The organism is Pseudomonas sp. CFII68 (assembly GCF_000416195.1).
Lineage (GTDB): Bacteria > Pseudomonadota > Gammaproteobacteria > Pseudomonadales > Pseudomonadaceae > Aquipseudomonas > Aquipseudomonas kilonensis.
In genome coordinates this window covers 60,066-77,041 of the sequence record NZ_ATLN01000112.1, presented here as the reverse complement: position 1 = coordinate 77,041, position 16,976 = coordinate 60,066, and the positions used below count along the sequence as shown (strand labels likewise).

General features: G+C 62.3%; 13 protein-coding genes. 9 read left to right on the top strand and 4 right to left on the bottom strand.

The window, feature by feature from the left end; genetic code table 11:
- Positions 1-22 precede the first annotated feature (22 nt).
- The 4 genes from CFII68_RS07115 to gap all read right to left on the bottom strand — a co-directional run bounded on the left by CFII68_RS07115 (position 23) and on the right by gap (position 5,599).
- The gene (locus CFII68_RS07115) at positions 23-2,617 is read right to left on the bottom strand and encodes a TonB-dependent receptor (protein ID WP_033062802.1); all 2,595 of its coding nucleotides are present in this window, start codon (positions 2,615-2,617) and stop codon (positions 23-25) included.
- A 119-nt stretch (positions 2,618-2,736) separates the two neighbouring features.
- A complete protein-coding gene (locus tag CFII68_RS07120) occupies positions 2,737-3,699 on the bottom strand; it encodes a FecR domain-containing protein (RefSeq protein WP_033062801.1) in 963 nt (320 codons plus the stop codon).
- 98 nt (positions 3,700-3,797) lie between these two features.
- Complete coding sequence (locus tag CFII68_RS07125) at positions 3,798-4,319, bottom strand: RNA polymerase sigma factor (RefSeq protein ID WP_018611039.1); 522 nt, start codon at positions 4,317-4,319, stop codon at positions 3,798-3,800.
- A 278-nt stretch (positions 4,320-4,597) separates the two neighbouring features.
- Positions 4,598-5,599, bottom strand: coding sequence for a type I glyceraldehyde-3-phosphate dehydrogenase (gene gap / locus CFII68_RS07130; RefSeq protein WP_003198523.1), 1,002 nt, complete (start codon positions 5,597-5,599; stop codon positions 4,598-4,600).
- Between the two features lie 232 nt (positions 5,600-5,831).
- Between gap and edd the strand changes: the two genes are divergently transcribed.
- From edd to CFII68_RS07175, 9 genes are all read left to right on the top strand, one after another.
- Positions 5,832-7,658, top strand: coding sequence for a phosphogluconate dehydratase (gene edd / locus CFII68_RS07135; protein WP_018611036.1), 1,827 nt, complete (start codon positions 5,832-5,834; stop codon positions 7,656-7,658).
- Entirely contained in the window at positions 7,655-8,605 is a 951-nt protein-coding gene (locus tag CFII68_RS07140) for a glucokinase (protein ID WP_018611034.1), read from the top strand. The genes edd and CFII68_RS07140 overlap by 4 nt, the downstream gene beginning before the upstream one ends.
- Before the next feature lie 168 nt (positions 8,606-8,773).
- Complete coding sequence (locus CFII68_RS07145; RefSeq protein WP_014336913.1) at positions 8,774-9,505, top strand: response regulator; 732 nt, start codon at positions 8,774-8,776, stop codon at positions 9,503-9,505.
- Positions 9,495-10,964: an ATP-binding protein gene (locus CFII68_RS07150; RefSeq protein WP_018611031.1), complete on the top strand. Its 1,470-nt coding sequence runs from the start codon at positions 9,495-9,497 to the stop codon at positions 10,962-10,964. Before CFII68_RS07145 ends, CFII68_RS07150 begins: the two co-directional genes overlap by 11 nt.
- Before the next feature lie 237 nt (positions 10,965-11,201).
- The gene (locus tag CFII68_RS07155; RefSeq protein WP_018611029.1) at positions 11,202-12,461 is read left to right on the top strand and encodes an AGE family epimerase/isomerase; all 1,260 of its coding nucleotides are present in this window, start codon (positions 11,202-11,204) and stop codon (positions 12,459-12,461) included.
- Between the two features lie 116 nt (positions 12,462-12,577).
- The gene (locus tag CFII68_RS07160) at positions 12,578-13,879 is read left to right on the top strand and encodes an ABC transporter substrate-binding protein (protein WP_024616917.1); all 1,302 of its coding nucleotides are present in this window, start codon (positions 12,578-12,580) and stop codon (positions 13,877-13,879) included.
- 171 nt (positions 13,880-14,050) lie between these two features.
- Positions 14,051-14,959 carry a carbohydrate ABC transporter permease gene (locus CFII68_RS07165; RefSeq protein WP_003198535.1) on the top strand — a complete coding sequence of 303 codons (909 nt, stop codon included), beginning with the start codon at positions 14,051-14,053 and terminating at the stop codon, positions 14,957-14,959.
- Positions 14,952-15,797 carry a carbohydrate ABC transporter permease gene (locus CFII68_RS07170; RefSeq protein WP_014336917.1) on the top strand — a complete coding sequence of 282 codons (846 nt, stop codon included), beginning with the start codon at positions 14,952-14,954 and terminating at the stop codon, positions 15,795-15,797. Before CFII68_RS07165 ends, CFII68_RS07170 begins: the two co-directional genes overlap by 8 nt.
- Before the next feature lie 2 nt (positions 15,798-15,799).
- Positions 15,800-16,960: an ABC transporter ATP-binding protein gene (locus CFII68_RS07175; protein ID WP_018611023.1), complete on the top strand. Its 1,161-nt coding sequence runs from the start codon at positions 15,800-15,802 to the stop codon at positions 16,958-16,960.
- The last annotated feature ends 16 nt before the right edge of the window (positions 16,961-16,976 follow it).

Sequence of the window (16,976 nt, the reverse complement as noted above, 5' to 3'; positions counted from 1 at the left end):
TTGTTTGGCCTGGGCAACCGAGTCAGATATCCCAGATCAGGTTCACCGCGAAGTTACGCCCGGGCGCCGTCAGGCGATCGAGGTTGGCGGGGCTCAGCACCGCCGCCTCGCCGACGCTGTCGTAGCCGCGCACGTCATCCCAGAGCCAGTACTGCTTGTCGGTGAGGTTGTAGAGGCCGCCGCTGACGGTGACGTCGTCGGTCACCTTGTAGAAACCGCTCAGGTCGAGGATGCCGAAGCCTGGCGTCTTGAACTGGCTGCTCACGCCATCGGGCGAGTTGAAGTTGCTGTCGTCGACGCGGTCCTTTTTCTTGACCAGGGTCCAACTGAGCAAGGTGCCGTAGCGGTCCTGGTCGTAGCCCAGGCCGAATACGCCGGTCAGCGGGTTGACGCTGTTGAGCGGCTCGCCAGTGTCGTCGTTGCGACCGTACGCGTAGGCCACCGAGCCTTGGGTGTACAAGCCCTTCGGTGCACCAAACACGTCCAGGTCCAGGCGTCCCTTGACTTCGGCGCCCTTGATGGTGGCGTGCTTGATGTTGTTGCTCTGGAAGGTCAACTGGTCGGCGCCGGGGGTGATGGCGTCCTCGTTGATGAAGTCGCGGTACTTGTTGTAGAACACCGCCACGTCGAACGAACCGGAATCGAAACGACCGCGCAGGCCGGTCTCGTAGCTCTTGCTTTTTTCCGGCTCCAGATCGGGGTTGGGTTCTACGCTGTAGCCGACGTCGGGGTTGTCGAAACGACCGTACAGGGCCTTGGCGGTCGGTGTGCGGAAACCTTCGGCGTACTGGCCGTACCCGGTGTACTCATCGCTCAAGGCATAGGTCAGGCCGAACTTCGGTGAGACGCGATGCCAGGTCTTGTTCTTGTCGCTGACTGTACCGCCGCCGGTAGGGTCTACGGTGTTGAGGAACTCCTCGGTCAGGTGCGGCTTGAGCCGGGTGTAGTCGTAGCGCAGGCCTGGCGTGAAGGTCCAGCGGTCCCAACTGATCTGGTCCTGGGCGAACAGGCTGTAGGTGTTGATGGTCGGGTCCGGGAAGTCACTGACCTTTTCCAGGACGTCCCGGGTACTGATGGCACCCACGGCGGAGCAACCCACGCCGACCGCCAGGCACACGCCATTGCCGCTGCGCGAGCCGGTGACTTTCTGCTGCTTGAGGGTGGTGCCGTAAGTCAGCGCGTGATCGGTGTCGGCGACGCGGAAGGCCTTGTCCAGTTGCGCGTCGAAGACCCACTGTTTCTCTTCGTAGAGGGTCTCCCGGGTGCGCAGGACCTGGCGGGTGATGGGGAAGTAGAACTCGGCGGTGCTCTCATCGGTCTTGGCGACCTGGTGATTCAGGCTCCACTTGACGTGATCGGCCAGCAGGCTGTCGAGGGCGAAACTGTGCTCCAGGCCGAAACGCTCGCGGGTGATGGTGTCGTTGCCGGTGCGCCACTGGTACATGCCGCCGGGCAGCACAAAGTTCGGGATCGCCGGCTGGCCGTTGGAGTAGGGGCCGCCATAGGCGCTTTTCAGGTCGGTGTCGCGGTCGTCCTTGTATTTCTCGTAGACCAGGCCAAGGTGTGCGTCGTCGCTGTAGTTCCAGCCGAGCTTGGCTAGCACGTTGTTGGCGCGCACGTCTTCCGGGTTGGCCGCGGTGCGGTCCAGGCCGGTGCCGTTGTGGCTGCCGTAGGATTCGGTTTCATGACCGTCGCGTTGGCTGTAGTGCAACAGGCCGTCGAACTGCCCGCTGCGACCGGCGACGGTGGCGGACTTGAGCCAGCTCTCGTCGGCGGAGCTGTAGCCGGTCTTCAGGCGGGCGCCAACGTCCTCGCCCGGCTTGATGATGTCGTCCGGATCCAGAGTGAAGTAGCTGACGGCACCGCCAATGGCATTGCTGCCGTACAGCACCGAGGCCGGACCGCGGAGGATTTCCACGCGCTTGATGATTTCCGGGTCGACGTAGTTGCGCTGGGTCTTGGCGTAAGGCCCGTTGAAGAAGCCGCCGGGAATTTCCACACCGTCGACCTGGGTCAGGATCCGGTTGCCGTCGATGCCGCGGATGTTGTAGCCGCTGATACCGCCGCGCTGGCCCGCGCCGCCCACCGATACGCCCGGCTCATAGCGCACCAGGTCCTTGAGGGTATTGACGTTGTTGCGGTCCAGTTCCTGGCGGTCGTGGACCGTGACCGTACTCGGTACGCTGGTGATGTCCTGTTCCTGGCGGGTGGCGCTGATGGTCACCTGTTGCAACTCCAGCGCGCTGCCGGCACTGCGTTTTTCCAGGACGATGCTGTTGTCGCCCAGCTTGCGGTAGCTCAGGTTGGTCCCCACCAACAGGCGCTCCAGGGCTTTTTCAGGTGACAGCGAGCCGTTCACCCCTGGCGAGGCGACGCCTGCGGCCAGTTCCGCGGGCATCCCGACCTGCCAGCCGGTGACCGCGGTGAATGCATTCAGCGCCGAGACCAGTGGCTGCCGGGCGATGGCAAAGCTGTAGTCGCCCATGTTGCGTGCAGCGGGTTGCACGGTGGTGGCGGCCAGGGCGAGCGGCGCGGTGCCGGCCATCAGAAGGGCGGCGGTGAGCAGTGACAGCGTGCAAGAGGGGGCAAGAAACCGGCAAGTAAGGCGAGAGGACATCGATAGCGCTCCGTGTCGCATCTGTTATAGGTGCAGATTCACATCGATGGATGCGAATCAATTGCATTGGCTATAACGAGACGAATCAGCGGAGCCTATCGAGTAAAAATAATTCTCATTTAGTTCAGGATCACCAGCGCCGGGAACTCCTGAAGCCGCGCCGAGGTGATATGGGCCAGCGAACGGACCACGTCCAGCGGCTGGTCGAGGCGGTAATTGCCAGTCACAGCGACGTTGGCCAATTGTTCGTTACTGTTGATGATCCAGCCGGGGTAATAGCGTCGCAGCTCGGCCAGTACCTGGCTCAGTGGCCGGTTTTCGAACACCAGCCGACCCTGGACCCAGGCCAGGTCCGTGTTGGCCTCGAGCCGGGCCGGGCGGTCGAAGCCGTTGGGGCCGATGCGGATGCTTTCGCCGGCCGACAGCCGCACATGGGCGTCGTTGCGGGTGGCCCGCAGGTCCACGTCGCCGCGCTGCACCTGGACTTGCGCCACGCCGTCGAGGTAACGCACGGCGAATGTGGTGTCGCTGACGCTGGCCGTGACCGGGCCGGCATCGATTTCCAGCGGCAGGTTACGGTTGCCCGGGACTTCGAAAAATGCCTCGCCCTTGTACAGGCGCGCGACATGCCGTTGTTCGTTGAACGTGCTGGATAAGGCCGAGTCGGTGTTGAGCAGGACTTTGGAGCCGTCCTCCAACTGCAGGCGCTGGCGCTCACCGACCACGGTCAGGTGGTCGGCCTGCAAGCGCAGGGGCAGGTCGCTGAAATTGAACAGGCCGAGAAACAGCACGGCGGCGGTGGCCAGGGGTTTCCAGTGGGCGCGCAGGCGCGACAGCGCGGTGACCTTGGGCGCGGCTGCAAGTTGGCGGGCACTTTCCATCACCTGCGGGCCGTTCCAGATCGCCTGGGCCCGGGCGAACGCCTCGCCGTGGCGTGGATCGGCTGCCAGCCAGGCGTCGAACTGCCGCGTCTGTTCCTCGCTGGGGTTGTCCAGCCGGATCAGCCAGTCCAGCGCCTGCTCCATGGCATGGGTGGTTTCCTGCGTCGCAGTGGGCTCGGCAGAGCGGTGATTGTCCGTCACAGTGGGTTCTCGGTATTAGCGGCACGGGCTCAAGCTACAAGCTGTACGCAGCAAGTGGCAAGCGTGTACGCAGCTTATGGCCTGAAGCGTGAGGCGGGTCACTGCTCGCCGTGGCTACGTTCAGCCACACCCACACAGATCGCCATGATCAGTTTCAGTTCCTTTTGCACGGTGCTCAGGGACACGCCCAGGCGTTCGGCGATTTGCTGGTAACTGTGGCCATGCAGGCGGCTGAGAATGAAGATCTGTTGCTGTCGCGAACTCAGGGCCTGGAGGCTGACGTTCAGGCGCTCAAGCAGTTGTTGGGCATGGGCGGCGTCCTCGGCACTGCTCTGGGGGGCGACGACGTTGTGGACGACCTCCGGCGGTACGTCATCGAGCAAGGTCCGCGACTGGATGCGCCGGGCACGCAGATGGTCCAGCGCCAGGTTGCGGGCGGTCTGGAAAACAAAGGGCTCGAGGTGTTCGACCGTGCGTTCGCCCAAAGCGCGGGTGACGCGCAGGTAGGTTTCCTGAAGCAGGTCTTCGGCGGTACTGGGGTTGCTGACCATGCGCTCGAGGGTGCGCAGCAGCGGCGTGCGCTGGGCGAGGAAGACGAGATGAAAGCGCGATTGACTCACGGTAGGGCCCGATCCGGTTCGAGTAGATGATAATGCTTATCATCTACTCGGCAGGTCAAGCCTTCATTTCATCACGCCGAGCCCATGTGAGGAGCGCAAACCTGTGGGGAGCGAACCTGTGGGAGCAAAGCTTGCTCGCGATGACATCGTCATATGCAGCACCTGTGCTGGCTTTGAAATCGCTATCGCGAGCAAGCTTTGCTCCCACAGGTTTGCTCCCACTGGCCTGCTCCCAAGGTTTGCTCTTACAGGCTCGCTCCACATTGGCCAGCAGTCAGTTACTCGGCGTTACACAACGCCAGGCAGTTATCCAGCATGCGGTTGGAGAAGCCCCATTCGTTGTCATACCAGGCCAGTACCTTGAGCAGCTTGCCGCTGGCCTTGGTGTGGTTGGCGTCGAAGATCGACGACAGCGGATTGTGGTTGAAGTCACTGGAGACCAGCGGCAGGGTGTTGTAGCCGAGGATCTTCGAATGCTGGCTGGCATGGCGCAGCAGTTCGTTGACTTCTTCGGCCGACGCTTCGCGCTTGAGTTGCACGGTCAGGTCGACCAGGGACACGTTGATCACCGGTACGCGCACTGCCATGCCGGTCAGCTTGCCGGCCAGTTCCGGCAGCACCAGGCCCACCGCTTCGGCGGCGCCGGTCTTGCTCGGGATCATGTTCTGGGTGGCCGAACGGGCGCGGTACGGGTCGCTGTGGTAGACGTCGGTCAGGTTCTGGTCGTTGGTGTAGGCATGGATGGTGGTCATCAGGCCGCTTTCGATGCCCAGCTCGCGGTGCAGCACCTGGGCCACCGGGGCCAGGCAGTTGGTGGTGCACGAAGCGTTGGAGATGATCTGGTGGGACTGGCGCAGGATATCGTGGTTCACACCATACACGACGGTAGCATCGGCACCTTTGGCCGGGGCCGAGATGATCACCTTGCGGGCGCCGGCGCTGATATGCGCGGCGGCCTTGGAGCGATCGGTGAACAGGCCGGTGCATTCGAACACGACGTCGATTTTTTCAGCCGCCCAAGGCAGTTCGGCCGGGTTGCGGATGGCGCTGACCGAGATGCGGTCGCCATTGACCGTCAGGCTTTCGTGGTCGTGCTGCACATCGGCATCGAACGTGCCGTGGACGGTGTCGAACTTGAGCAGATGAGCATTGATTGCACTGTCACCCAGGTCGTTGATGGCGACGATCTGCAGGTCGCGGCGATAGCCTTGGGTATACAGTGCACGGAGGACGTTGCGGCCGATGCGGCCAAAACCATTAATTGCGATTCGAAGAGTCATTAACTGCGCCGCCGTCGATTTGTTGTTGGAATTACAAGATTATTCGCATAAAAATAGAAAACAAGCCTTTTTAGTGGCAATATTTTGTTTTATCTACAACGAGTGACCTGAATCAACTGGTCCGAATGGTCAAGAAACCGTCTGTCGCCTCGCCTTTTACACAGCGTGCAGCGGGCTTTTGACCAGCATAGACAATCAGGTCGCCACACCCCGTTAGCCTGGAGTTCTACACATGCATCCCCGCGTTCTTGAGGTCACCGAACGGCTTATCGCCCGCAGCCGCGCCACGCGTCAGGCTTACCTTGCATTGATCCACGGTGCAGCCAGCGACGGGCCGATGCGCGGCAAGCTGCAGTGCGCCAACTTCGCTCACGGCGTGGCTGGCTGCGGCACCGAAGACAAGCATCACCTGCGGATGATGAACGCCGCCAACATCGCCATCGTGTCGTCCTATAACGACATGCTCTCGGCCCACCAGCCCTACGAAACCTTCCCGGAACAGATCAAGAAAGCCCTGCGCGAGATCGGCTCGGTCGGCCAGTTCGCCGGTGGCACGCCCGCGATGTGCGACGGCGTGACCCAGGGCGAGGCGGGGATGGAACTGAGCCTGCCGAGCCGCGAAGTGATCGCGCTCTCCACGGCGGTGGCGCTGTCCCACAACATGTTTGACGGCGCACTGATGCTCGGCATCTGCGACAAGATCGTCCCGGGCCTGATGATGGGCGCGCTGCGCTTTGGTCACTTGCCGACGATCTTCGTGCCAGGCGGGCCGATGGTCTCGGGCATTTCCAACAAGGAAAAAGCCGACGTGCGCCAGCGCTATGCCGAAGGCAAGGCCACCCGCGAAGAGCTGCTGGAATCGGAGATGAAGTCCTACCACAGCCCTGGCACCTGCACCTTCTACGGTACCGCCAATACCAACCAGTTGTTGATGGAAGTGATGGGCCTGCACTTGCCGGGCGCCTCGTTCGTCAACCCGAACACGCCACTGCGCGATGCCCTGACCCGGGAAGCGGCATTCCAGGTGACGCGCATGACCAAGCAAAGCGGCAACTTCATGCCCATCGGCGCAATCGTCGACGAACGCTCGCTGGTCAACTCCATCGTCGCGCTGCATGCCACTGGCGGTTCCACCAACCACACCCTGCACATGCCGGCCATCGCCATGGCGGCGGGTATCCAGCTGACCTGGCAGGACATGGCCGACCTCTCCGAGGTGGTGCCGACCCTGAGCCACGTCTACCCGAACGGCAAGGCCGACATCAACCACTTCCAGGCGGCGGGCGGCATGTCGTTCCTGATCCGTGAATTGCTGGAAGCCGGTTTGCTCCACGAAAACGTCAACACCGTGCTCGGCCATGGCCTGAGTCGCTACACCCAGGAACCGTTCCTCGAGGATGGCGAGCTGGTGTGGCGCGACGGCCCGATCGAAAGCCTCGACGAAAACATCCTGCGCCCGGTGGCTCGCGCGTTCTCGCCTGAGGGCGGCCTGCGGGTGATGGAAGGCAACCTGGGCCGTGGCGTGATGAAGGTTTCGGCTGTGGCCCTGGAAAACCAGGTCGTCGAAGCCCCGGCCATGGTCTTCCAGGACCAACAGGACCTGGCGGACGCGTTCAAGGCCGGCCTGCTGGAAAAGGATTTTGTCGCAGTGATGCGCTTCCAGGGCCCGCGCTCCAACGGCATGCCGGAGCTGCACAAGATGACGCCGTTCCTCGGTGTGCTGCAGGACCGTGGCTTCAAAGTGGCGCTGGTGACCGATGGGCGCATGTCCGGCGCGTCGGGAAAAATCCCGGCGGCCATTCATGTCAGCCCCGAAGCTTATGTCGGCGGTGCGTTGGCCCGGGTGCAGGAGGGCGATATCATCCGTGTCGATGGCGTCAAAGGCACCTTGGAATTGAAGGTGGACGCCGAGGAATTCGCCGCGCGCACGCCGGCCAAGGGCCTGTTGGGCAACAACATCGGCACCGGTCGCGAGCTGTTCGGTTTCATGCGCATGGCCTTCAGCTCGGCGGAGCAGGGCGCCAGCGCCTTCACTTCTGCCCTGGAGACGCTTAATTGAAATTGGCTTTGGTCGGTGACATCGGTGGGACCAACGCACGCTTTGCGCTGTGGAAAAACCACACCCTGGAAAACATCCAGGTGCTGGCAACGGCGGATTATGCCTGCCCGGAAGATGCCATCCAGGTGTACCTGAGTGGCCTGGGCCTGAAGCCGGGCGCGATCGGTTCGGTGTGCCTGTCGGTGGCCGGTCCGGTGAGCGGCGATGAGTTTCGCTTTACCAACAATCACTGGCGCCTGAGCAACCTGGCGTTCTGCCAGACCTTGCAAGTGGAGAAGCTGTTGCTGGTCAACGACTTCTCGGCCATGGCCCTGGGCATGACCCGTTTGCGTCCCGATGAATACCGGGTCGTGTGCGAAGGCACCCCGGAGCCGTTGCGCCCGGCAGTGGTGATCGGCCCGGGCACCGGGCTGGGCGTTGGTACGTTGCTGGACCTGGGCGAAGGTCGTTTCGCGGCGTTGCCGGGGGAGGGCGGCCATGTCGACCTGCCCATGAGCAGCCCGCGGGAAACCCAGCTGTGGCAGCACATCTACAACGAAATCGGCCACGTCAGCGCCGAAACCGTCCTGAGTGGCAGCGGTTTGCCTCGGGTGTACCGGGCCATTTGCGCGGTGGACGGCCATGTGCCGGTGCTCGACACCCCCGAATCCATCACCGCCGCCGGCCTGGCCGGCGACCCGATTGCCCTGGAAGTGCTCGAGCAGTTCTGCCGCTGGCTGGGGCGCGTGGCCGGCAACAATGTGTTGACACTGGGCGGGCGCGGTGGTGTTTACATCGTCGGTGGTGTGGTCCCAAGGTTTGCCGATTTTTTCCTCGAAAGTGGTTTCGCTCGCTGCTTCGCCGACAAGGGCTGCATGAGCGATTACTTCAAGGGCATTCCGGTCTGGCTGGTGACCGCGCCGTACTCGGGCCTGATGGGCGCGGGTGTGGCGTTGGAGCAAAGTTAAGACCGCGTCTCTTGCATCGCGGGCAAGCCTTGCTCCCACAAGATGTGCTTGATCTTGCGGGGAGCACTGTGGGAGCAAAGCTTGCTCGCGATAAGGTCCGAACAGGCGATAAAAACTCGATGTCCATCAGGCATAATCGCCCCCATCCAAACAACAAGGACGAGGCCCGTGAGTTCAGTGAACAAATCGATTTTGTTGGTCGACGACGACCAGGAGATTCGCGAACTGCTGGACACCTACCTCAGCCGTGCGGGTTTCCAGGTGCGGACCACACCCGACGGCGCCGGGTTTCGCCAGGCGCTGAACGATGCACCGAGCGACCTGGTGATCCTTGATGTGATGCTGCCTGATGAGGACGGCTTCAGCCTTTGCCGCTGGGTTCGCCAGCACCCGCGCCAGGCCCATGTGCCGATCATCATGCTCACCGCCAGTTCCGACGAGGCCGACCGGGTCATTGGTCTTGAACTGGGCGCCGATGATTACTTGGGCAAGCCTTTCAGCCCACGGGAATTGCAGGCGCGCATCAAGGCGCTGCTGCGTCGGGCGCAATTCGGCCAGGAACGCGCCGGCGGCGAAGTGCTGGCCTTCGATGAATGGCGGCTGGACATGGTCAGCCATCGGCTGTTCCACACCGACGGTGAAGAAGTGATTCTCTCCGGTGCCGATTTCGCCCTGCTCAAGTTGTTTCTCGATCACCCCCAGGAAATCCTCGACCGCGACACCATTGGCAATGCGACCCGCGGTCGTGAGCTGATGCCCCTGGACCGGATCGTCGATATGGCGGTCAGTCGCCTGCGCCAGCGCCTGCGTGACACCGACAAGCCACCGCGGCTGATTCGCACAGTGCGCGGCAGCGGTTATCAACTGGCGGCCAGTGTGGTTGCCAGCAATGGTCATTGACTGGATCAAAAAAATCGCCCGACGCGTGCCGGTGCCGCGCTCGTTGCTGGGCCGGATGCTGCTGCTGACCTTGCTGGTGGTGTTGTTCGCCCAGACCCTGTCCAGCCTGATCTGGGTCTCGCAACTGCGCGCCACCCAACTCGAAGGCCTGGTCACCAGCGCTCGCAGCCTGGCCCATTCGATGACCGCCAGCGTCAGTTACTTGCGTTCGCTGCCGGTGGCGTACCGGCCATTGGTGCTGGACCAGTTGCGCAGCATGGGCGGTACGCGGTTCGTCGTGACCCTCAACGACAAGCCCCTGGGCATGGACGTGCTGCCGATCACACCGCGCAAACTGGCGGTGCTCAAGGCGGTGGATGATGTGCTGCGCCGTTCATTGGGCAGTAACGCCGACATCTCGGTGAATTTTGTCAGCCCCGACGACCTGCGAATTTTCAACGCCGGGCTCAAGCTCGATGAGCTGCCCCGTTCGTGGGCTCACTACGCCTTGACCCTGGAACCGGTGAACCCGCCGGTATTGGTCACGCAAATCCAGATGGCGCCGGGGGAGTGGCTGTACATCGCCTCGCTGTTGCCCGAACCCTACACCAGCCTCGAAGAGCAAGACCTGCCCACGCAACAGGTCGGTTTCATCGTGCTCACCAGCAGCTTGCTGTTGCTGTTCATCGGCTTGCTGGTGCACTGGCAGAGCCGACCGCTCAAGCGTTTGGCCCGGGCCGCGCGGGACATGTCCCTGGGCGCCGAGGTGGAGCCGGTGGCCGAGGGCGGCGGCAGTGAAGTGGTGGAGGTGGGGCGCGCGTTCAATGCCATGCGCGAACGCATCAGCCGTTACCTGACGGAACGCAGCCAGTTGTTCAGCGCGATTTCCCACGACTTGCGCACTCCGATTACTCGATTGCGGCTGCGGGTCGAGTTGCTGGAGGACGAAAACCTGCAAGCCAAGTTCGGTCGTGACCTGGATGAGCTGGAACTGCTGGTCAAAGGCGCGCTGCAATGCGTCAAGGACACCGACATCCACGAAAACATCGAGCCGGTGGACCTCAACCATGTGCTCGATTGCCTGGTCGAACCTTACCTGGCGCCCAACGGCAACGGCCGGGTGACCCAGGATGGCCGGGCGCTGGCGCCGTATCCCGGCAAGCCGCTGGCCCTCAAGCGCTGCATCGGCAACCTGATCGACAACGCCTTGAAATACGGGCAGAACGCCCACCTGCACATCGATGACGATGAAACCGCCTTCATCCTGCATGTCGACGACGAAGGCCCCGGCGTGCCTGAGCAACGCCTGGAGCAAGTCTTCGAACCGCACTTCCGCCTCGCCGGACAACAGCAGGGTTATGGCCTGGGCCTGGGCATCGCCCGCAACATCGCCCACAGCCATGGCGGCGAAGTGAGCTTGCAGAACCTGCGTGAAGGCGGGTTGCGGGTGACGTTGCAGTTGCCTCGCAGTGTGGAGTAGCCAGCCCTGTTGACTGATCGTTCCCACGCTCTGCGTGGGAATGCAGCCCGGGACGCTCTGCGTCCCATCTAAAGCCGAACGCGGAGCGTCCGTTGATGCATTCCCACGCGGAGCGTGGGAACGATCATCAAAGGAAATGTCACAACTCGGTGACATAACTCGCCCCTTTCGTTACCTGCCCCTCGCCATCCCTTGTTTAGACTCCCTGCGTCAAAACAACAAAAAAGGTACCACCCAATGGACACCTTCCAACCGGCCTTCAGCAGTTGGCTGAATGCCCCTGCCCACCAGCAATGGCTTGCCGACGAAGGCTTGCGGTTGCTGGCGTTCGCCAAGGCGTCGAAGCTGGCGGACGGCTTTGGCAACCTGGACGAGCGCGGCCACCTGCCGGCCGACGCCCGGGCCGAGACCATGAACACCGCGCGCATGACCCACAGCTTCGCCATGGCCCACATCCAGGGCCTGCCGGGGTTTGCCGAGCTGGTGGACCACGGCGTCCAGGCGCTGAGCGGCCCCTTGCGCGACGCTGAGCACGGTGGCTGGTTTGCCACGACGCGGCCTGATGAAGACGGCGCGGGCAAGGCGGCCTACCTGCATGCCTTCGTTGCCCTGGCGGCCAGTTCCGCGGTAGTGGCCCAGCGTCCCGGCGCCCAGGCGTTGCTGGACGAAGCGGTGCGGATCATCGATGAGCATTTCTGGAGCGAAGAAGAGGGCGCGCTGCGCGAATCCTTCAACCGCGACTGGAGCGAGGAAGAGGCCTATCGCGGCGCCAACAGCAACATGCACGCCACCGAAGCCTTCCTCGCCCTGGCCGATGCCACCGATGACCCACGCTGGCTGGCTCGCGCCCTGCACATCGTCGAACGGGTGATCCACGGCCATGCCGCCGCCAACGACTACCTGGTGGTGGAGCATTTCGACCGTCACTGGCAGCCGTTGCGCGAATACAACCAGGACAATCCCGCCGATGGTTTCCGACCCTACGGCACCACCCCTGGCCACGGTTTCGAATGGGCGCGACTGCTGCTGCACCTTGAAGCCGCACGCGTCCAGATCGGCATGCTGACCCCGGGTTGGCTGGCCCAGGACGCACAGAAACTCTTCGATCAGAACTGCCGTCACGGCTGGGGCGTCGATGGTGCGCCGGGCATTGTCTACACCCTGGATTGGGATAACCGCGCCGTGGTTCGCCATCGCCTGCACTGGGTCCACGCCGAAGCGGCGGCCGCTGCCAGCGCCTTGCTCAAGCGCACCGACGAGGCGAAGTACGAAGCCTGGTACCGGCGATTCTGGGAGTTCTGTGACAAACATTTCATCGACCGCTGCAACGGCAGCTGGCATCACGAACTCGATCCGCAAAATTGCCCCAGCGCCGATATCTGGCCGGGTAAGCCGGACCTGTATCACGCCTGGCAGGCGGTCTTGATTCCGCGCCTGCCCCTGGCACCGAGCATGGCGTCAGCCCTGGCGCGGTTATCCAGCGCTTCGCCTGTGTAACCATGTCGTGACATTTGCACGTCCCTTCGTTACCTGCGAAGGGATTCCCTCTGATTAGAATCCATGCAGCGCAAGCACCAGACTTGCATGCATAACAACAAGAAAGGTAATTCTAGATGAATGCGATTTCTCGCCTCGCTACTGTCATTTCTCTTGCTTCCCTGCTTCCCGTCGCAGCCTTCCCTGTCACCACCCTTGCCGCCGAATCGAAAGGTTCCGTGGAAGTCGTCCACTGGTGGACGTCGGGTGGCGAAAAAGCCGCGGTCGATGTGCTCAAGGCTCAGGTAGAAAAAGACGGCTTTACCTGGAAGGACGGCGCTGTCGCCGGTGGTGGCGGTTCCACTGCCATGACCGTGCTCAAGAGCCGTGCCGTGGCCGGCAACCCACCGGGCGTCGCCCAGATCAAGGGTCCGGACATCCAGGAATGGGCGTCCACCGGGCTGCTCGACAGCGACGTCCTGAAAGACGTTGCCAAGGCCGAGAAGTGGGACAGCCTGCTCGACAAGAAAGTCTCCGATACCGTGAAGTACGAAGGTGACTACGTCGCCGTGCCGGTGAACATCCACCGCGTCAACTGGCTGTGGATCAACCCGGAAGTCTTCAAGAAAGCCGGCATCGAAAAGGCACCGACTACCCTCGAAGAATTCTACGCCGCCGGCGACAAGCTCAAGGCCGCGGGCTTTATTCCGCTCGCCCACGGTGGCCAGCCTTGGCAGGACAGCACCGTATTCGAAGCCGTGGTGCTCTCGGTCATGGGCGCTGATGGCTACAAGAAAGCCCTGGTCGACCTGGACAGCAAGGCCCTGACCGGTCCGGAAATGGTCAAGGCGCTGACCGAGCTGAAGAGAGTCGCGACCTACATGGACCCCGACGGCAAGGGCCAGGACTGGAACCTGGAAGCAGCCAAGGTCATCAACGGCAAGGCCGGCATGCAGATCATGGGTGACTGGGCCAAGAGCGAGTGGACCGCGGCGAAGAAAGTCGCCGGCAAGGACTACCAGTGCGTGGCCTTCCCGGGCACCGACAAGGCCTTCACCTACAACATCGACTCCCTGGCGGTGTTCAAGCAGAAGGACGCAGGCACTGCGGCTGGCCAGCAGGACATCGCCAAGGTCGTGTTGGGCGAGAACTTCCAGAAAGTCTTCAGCATCAACAAGGGCTCGATCCCGGTTCGTAACGACATGCTCGGCGACATGGCCAAGTACGGTTTCGATTCCTGTGCCCAGACCGCTGCCAAGGACTTCCTGGCGGACGCCAAGTCCGGTGGCCTGCAACCAAGCATGGCGCACAACATGGCGACCACGCTGGCCGTACAGGGTGCGTTCTTCGATGTGGTGACCAACTACATCAACGACCCGAAAGCCGACCCTGCCGATGCCGCCAAGAAACTCGGCGCAGCGGTTCAGTCAGCCAAGTAATTAGCGCCGCTTCCTTTGTGGGAGCGAGCCTGTGGGAGCAAAGCTTGCTCGCGATGAACGATAACGCGGTCATTGGAAAGACCGAGGTGCCTTCATCGCGAGCAAGCTCAGCTCCCACACAAGCTCGCTCCCACAAAGGGATGCCCTTGTAACCTTGTTTTGGATCTTCCCATGAGTTCTGTTGCTGTGTTCAGCAAGGCCTCGCCGTTCGATGCATTGCAGCGCTGGCTCCCGAAACTGGTGCTGGCGCCGAGCATGTTCATCGTCCTGGTGGGCTTCTATGGCTATATCTTGTGGACGTTCGTCCTGTCGTTCACCACTTCGACGTTCCTGCCGAACTACAAATGGGCAGGCCTGGCGCAGTATGCGCGGCTGATGGACAACGACCGCTGGTGGGTGGCGAGCAAGAACCTGGCGCTGTTCGGCGGTCTGTTCATCGGCATCACCCTGGTGATCGGTGTGTTGCTGGCGGTGTTCCTCGACCAGCGCATTCGTCGCGAAGGTTTCATCCGCACCATTTACCTGTACCCGATGGCGCTCTCGATGATCGTCACCGGTACGGCCTGGAAATGGCTGCTCAACCCGGGCATGGGCCTGGACAAATTGTTGCGTGACTGGGGTTGGGAAGGCTTCCGCCTGGACTGGCTGATCGACCCGGATCGCGTGGTGTACTGCCTGGTGATCGCAGCAGTATGGCAAGCCTCGGGCTTCATCATGGCGATGTTCCTGGCCGGCCTGCGCGGTGTCGATCAATCGATCATTCGTGCCGCGCAGATCGATGGCGCAAGCATGCCGCGCATCTACTGGAAAGTGGTGCTGCCGAGCCTGCGTCCGGTGTTCTTCAGCGCCGTGATGATCCTGGCTCACATCGCGATCAAGAGCTTCGACCTGGTGGCGGCGATGACCGCCGGCGGCCCGGGTTACTCCTCCGACCTGCCAGCCATGTTCATGTATTCCTTCACGTTCAGTCGCGGTCAGATGGGCATGGGCTCGGCCAGTGCAATCCTGATGCTCGGTGCGATTCTCGCAATCATCGTGCCTTACCTGTACTCCGAGCTGAGGACCAAGCGTCATGACTAGTCTCGCTGCCAAACCTTCCCTCAGCCTGAGTCGCATCGCGATCTACGCGGTGTTGATCCTCGCTGTATTGCTTTACCTGGTGCCGTTGGTGGTCATGCTGTTGACCAGCTTCAAGACGCCGGAAGACATCAGCACCGGCAACCTGCTGAGCTGGCCGACCGTGGTCAGCGGCATCGGCTGGGTCAAGGCCTGGGCCACGGTCGACGGCTACTTCTGGAACTCGATCAAGATCACCGTCCCGGCGGTGCTGATCTCTACCGCCATCGGTGCCTTGAACGGCTACGTGTTGTCGATGTGGCGTTTTCGCGGTTCGCAGTTGTTCTTCGGCCTGTTGCTGTTCGGGTGCTTCCTGCCGTTCCAGACCGTCCTGCTGCCGGCCTCGTTCACCCTCGGCAAGATGGGCCTGGCCAGTACCACCACGGGCCTGGTGTTCGTGCACGTGGTCTACGGCCTGGCATTCACCACGCTGTTCTTCCGCAACTACTACGTCAGCATTCCCGATGCACTGGTGAAGGCGGCGCGGCTGGACGGTGCGGGGTTCTTCACCATCTTCCGGCGGATCATCCTGCCGATGTCCACCCCGATCATCATGGTCTGCCTGATCTGGCAGTTCACCCAGATCTGGAACGACTTCCTGTTCGGCGTGGTGTTTTCCAGTGGTGATTCGCAGCCCATCACGGTGGCGCTGAACAACTTGGTCAACACCAGTACCGGGGCCAAGGAATACAACGTGGATATGGCGGCGGCGATGATCGCCGGGCTGCCGACCCTGCTGGTCTATGTGGTCGCAGGCAAGTATTTCGTGCGCGGTCTGACGGCCGGCGCAGTCAAGGGGTAATCATGGCAACGCTTGAACTTCGCAACGTAAACAAGACCTATGGTGCCGGCCTGCCGGACACCCTGAAGAACATCGAGTTGTCGATCAAGGACGGTGAGTTCCTGATCCTCGTCGGGCCTTCGGGCTGCGGCAAGTCGACGCTGATGAACTGCATCGCCGGCCTTGAGACCATCACCGGTGGCGCGATCATGATCGGCGACCAGGACGTCAGCGGCATGAGCCCGAAGGATCGCGACATCGCCATGGTGTTCCAGTCCTACGCGCTGTACCCAACCATGAGCGTGCGCGAGAACATCGAGTTCGGCCTGAAAATCCGCAAGATGAAACAGTCGGACATCGACGAAGAAGTCAACCGCGTGGCCAAGCTGCTGCAGATCGAGCACCTGCTCAATCGCAAGCCCGGCCAGCTCTCCGGCGGGCAGCAACAGCGCGTGGCCATGGGCCGGGCGCTGGCGCGGCGGCCGAAGATCTACCTGTTCGACGAACCGCTGTCCAACCTCGACGCCAAGCTGCGGGTCGAGATGCGTACCGAAATGAAACTGATGCACCAGCGCCTGAAGACCACCACGGTCTACGTGACCCACGACCAGATCGAAGCCATGACCCTGGGCGACAAAGTGGCGGTGATGAAGGACGGGATCATCCAGCAGTTCGGCACGCCAAAAGACATCTACACCAACCCGGCCAACCTGTTCGTGGCGAGCTTCATCGGTTCGCCACCGATGAACTTCATCCCGCTGCGCCTGCAACGCAAGGACGGTCGCCTGCTGGCGCTGCTCGACAGCGGCCAGGCCCGTTGCGAGCTGCCGATGGGCATGCAGGACGCGGGCCTGGAAGACCGCGAAGTGATCCTGGGCATGCGCCCGGAGCAGATCATGCTGGCCGGCAGCGAGCCCAATGGCTTGCCGACCATTCGCGCCGAAGTCCAGGTCACCGAGCCCACCGGGCCGGACACCCTGGTGTTCGTCAACCTCAACGACACCAAGGTCTGCTGTCGCCTGGCGCCGGACGTGGCGCCGCAAGTCGGGGAGACCCTGACGCTGCAATTCGATCCATCGAAAGTGTTGCTGTTCGACGCCAAGTCCGGCGAACGCCTGGGCGTGGCCGGCCAGCCGCAAGCCGATGCCCGATCGGCGAACGTAGCGCAGTTCAAAGGTCGATGAAGAAACAATGGGGGAG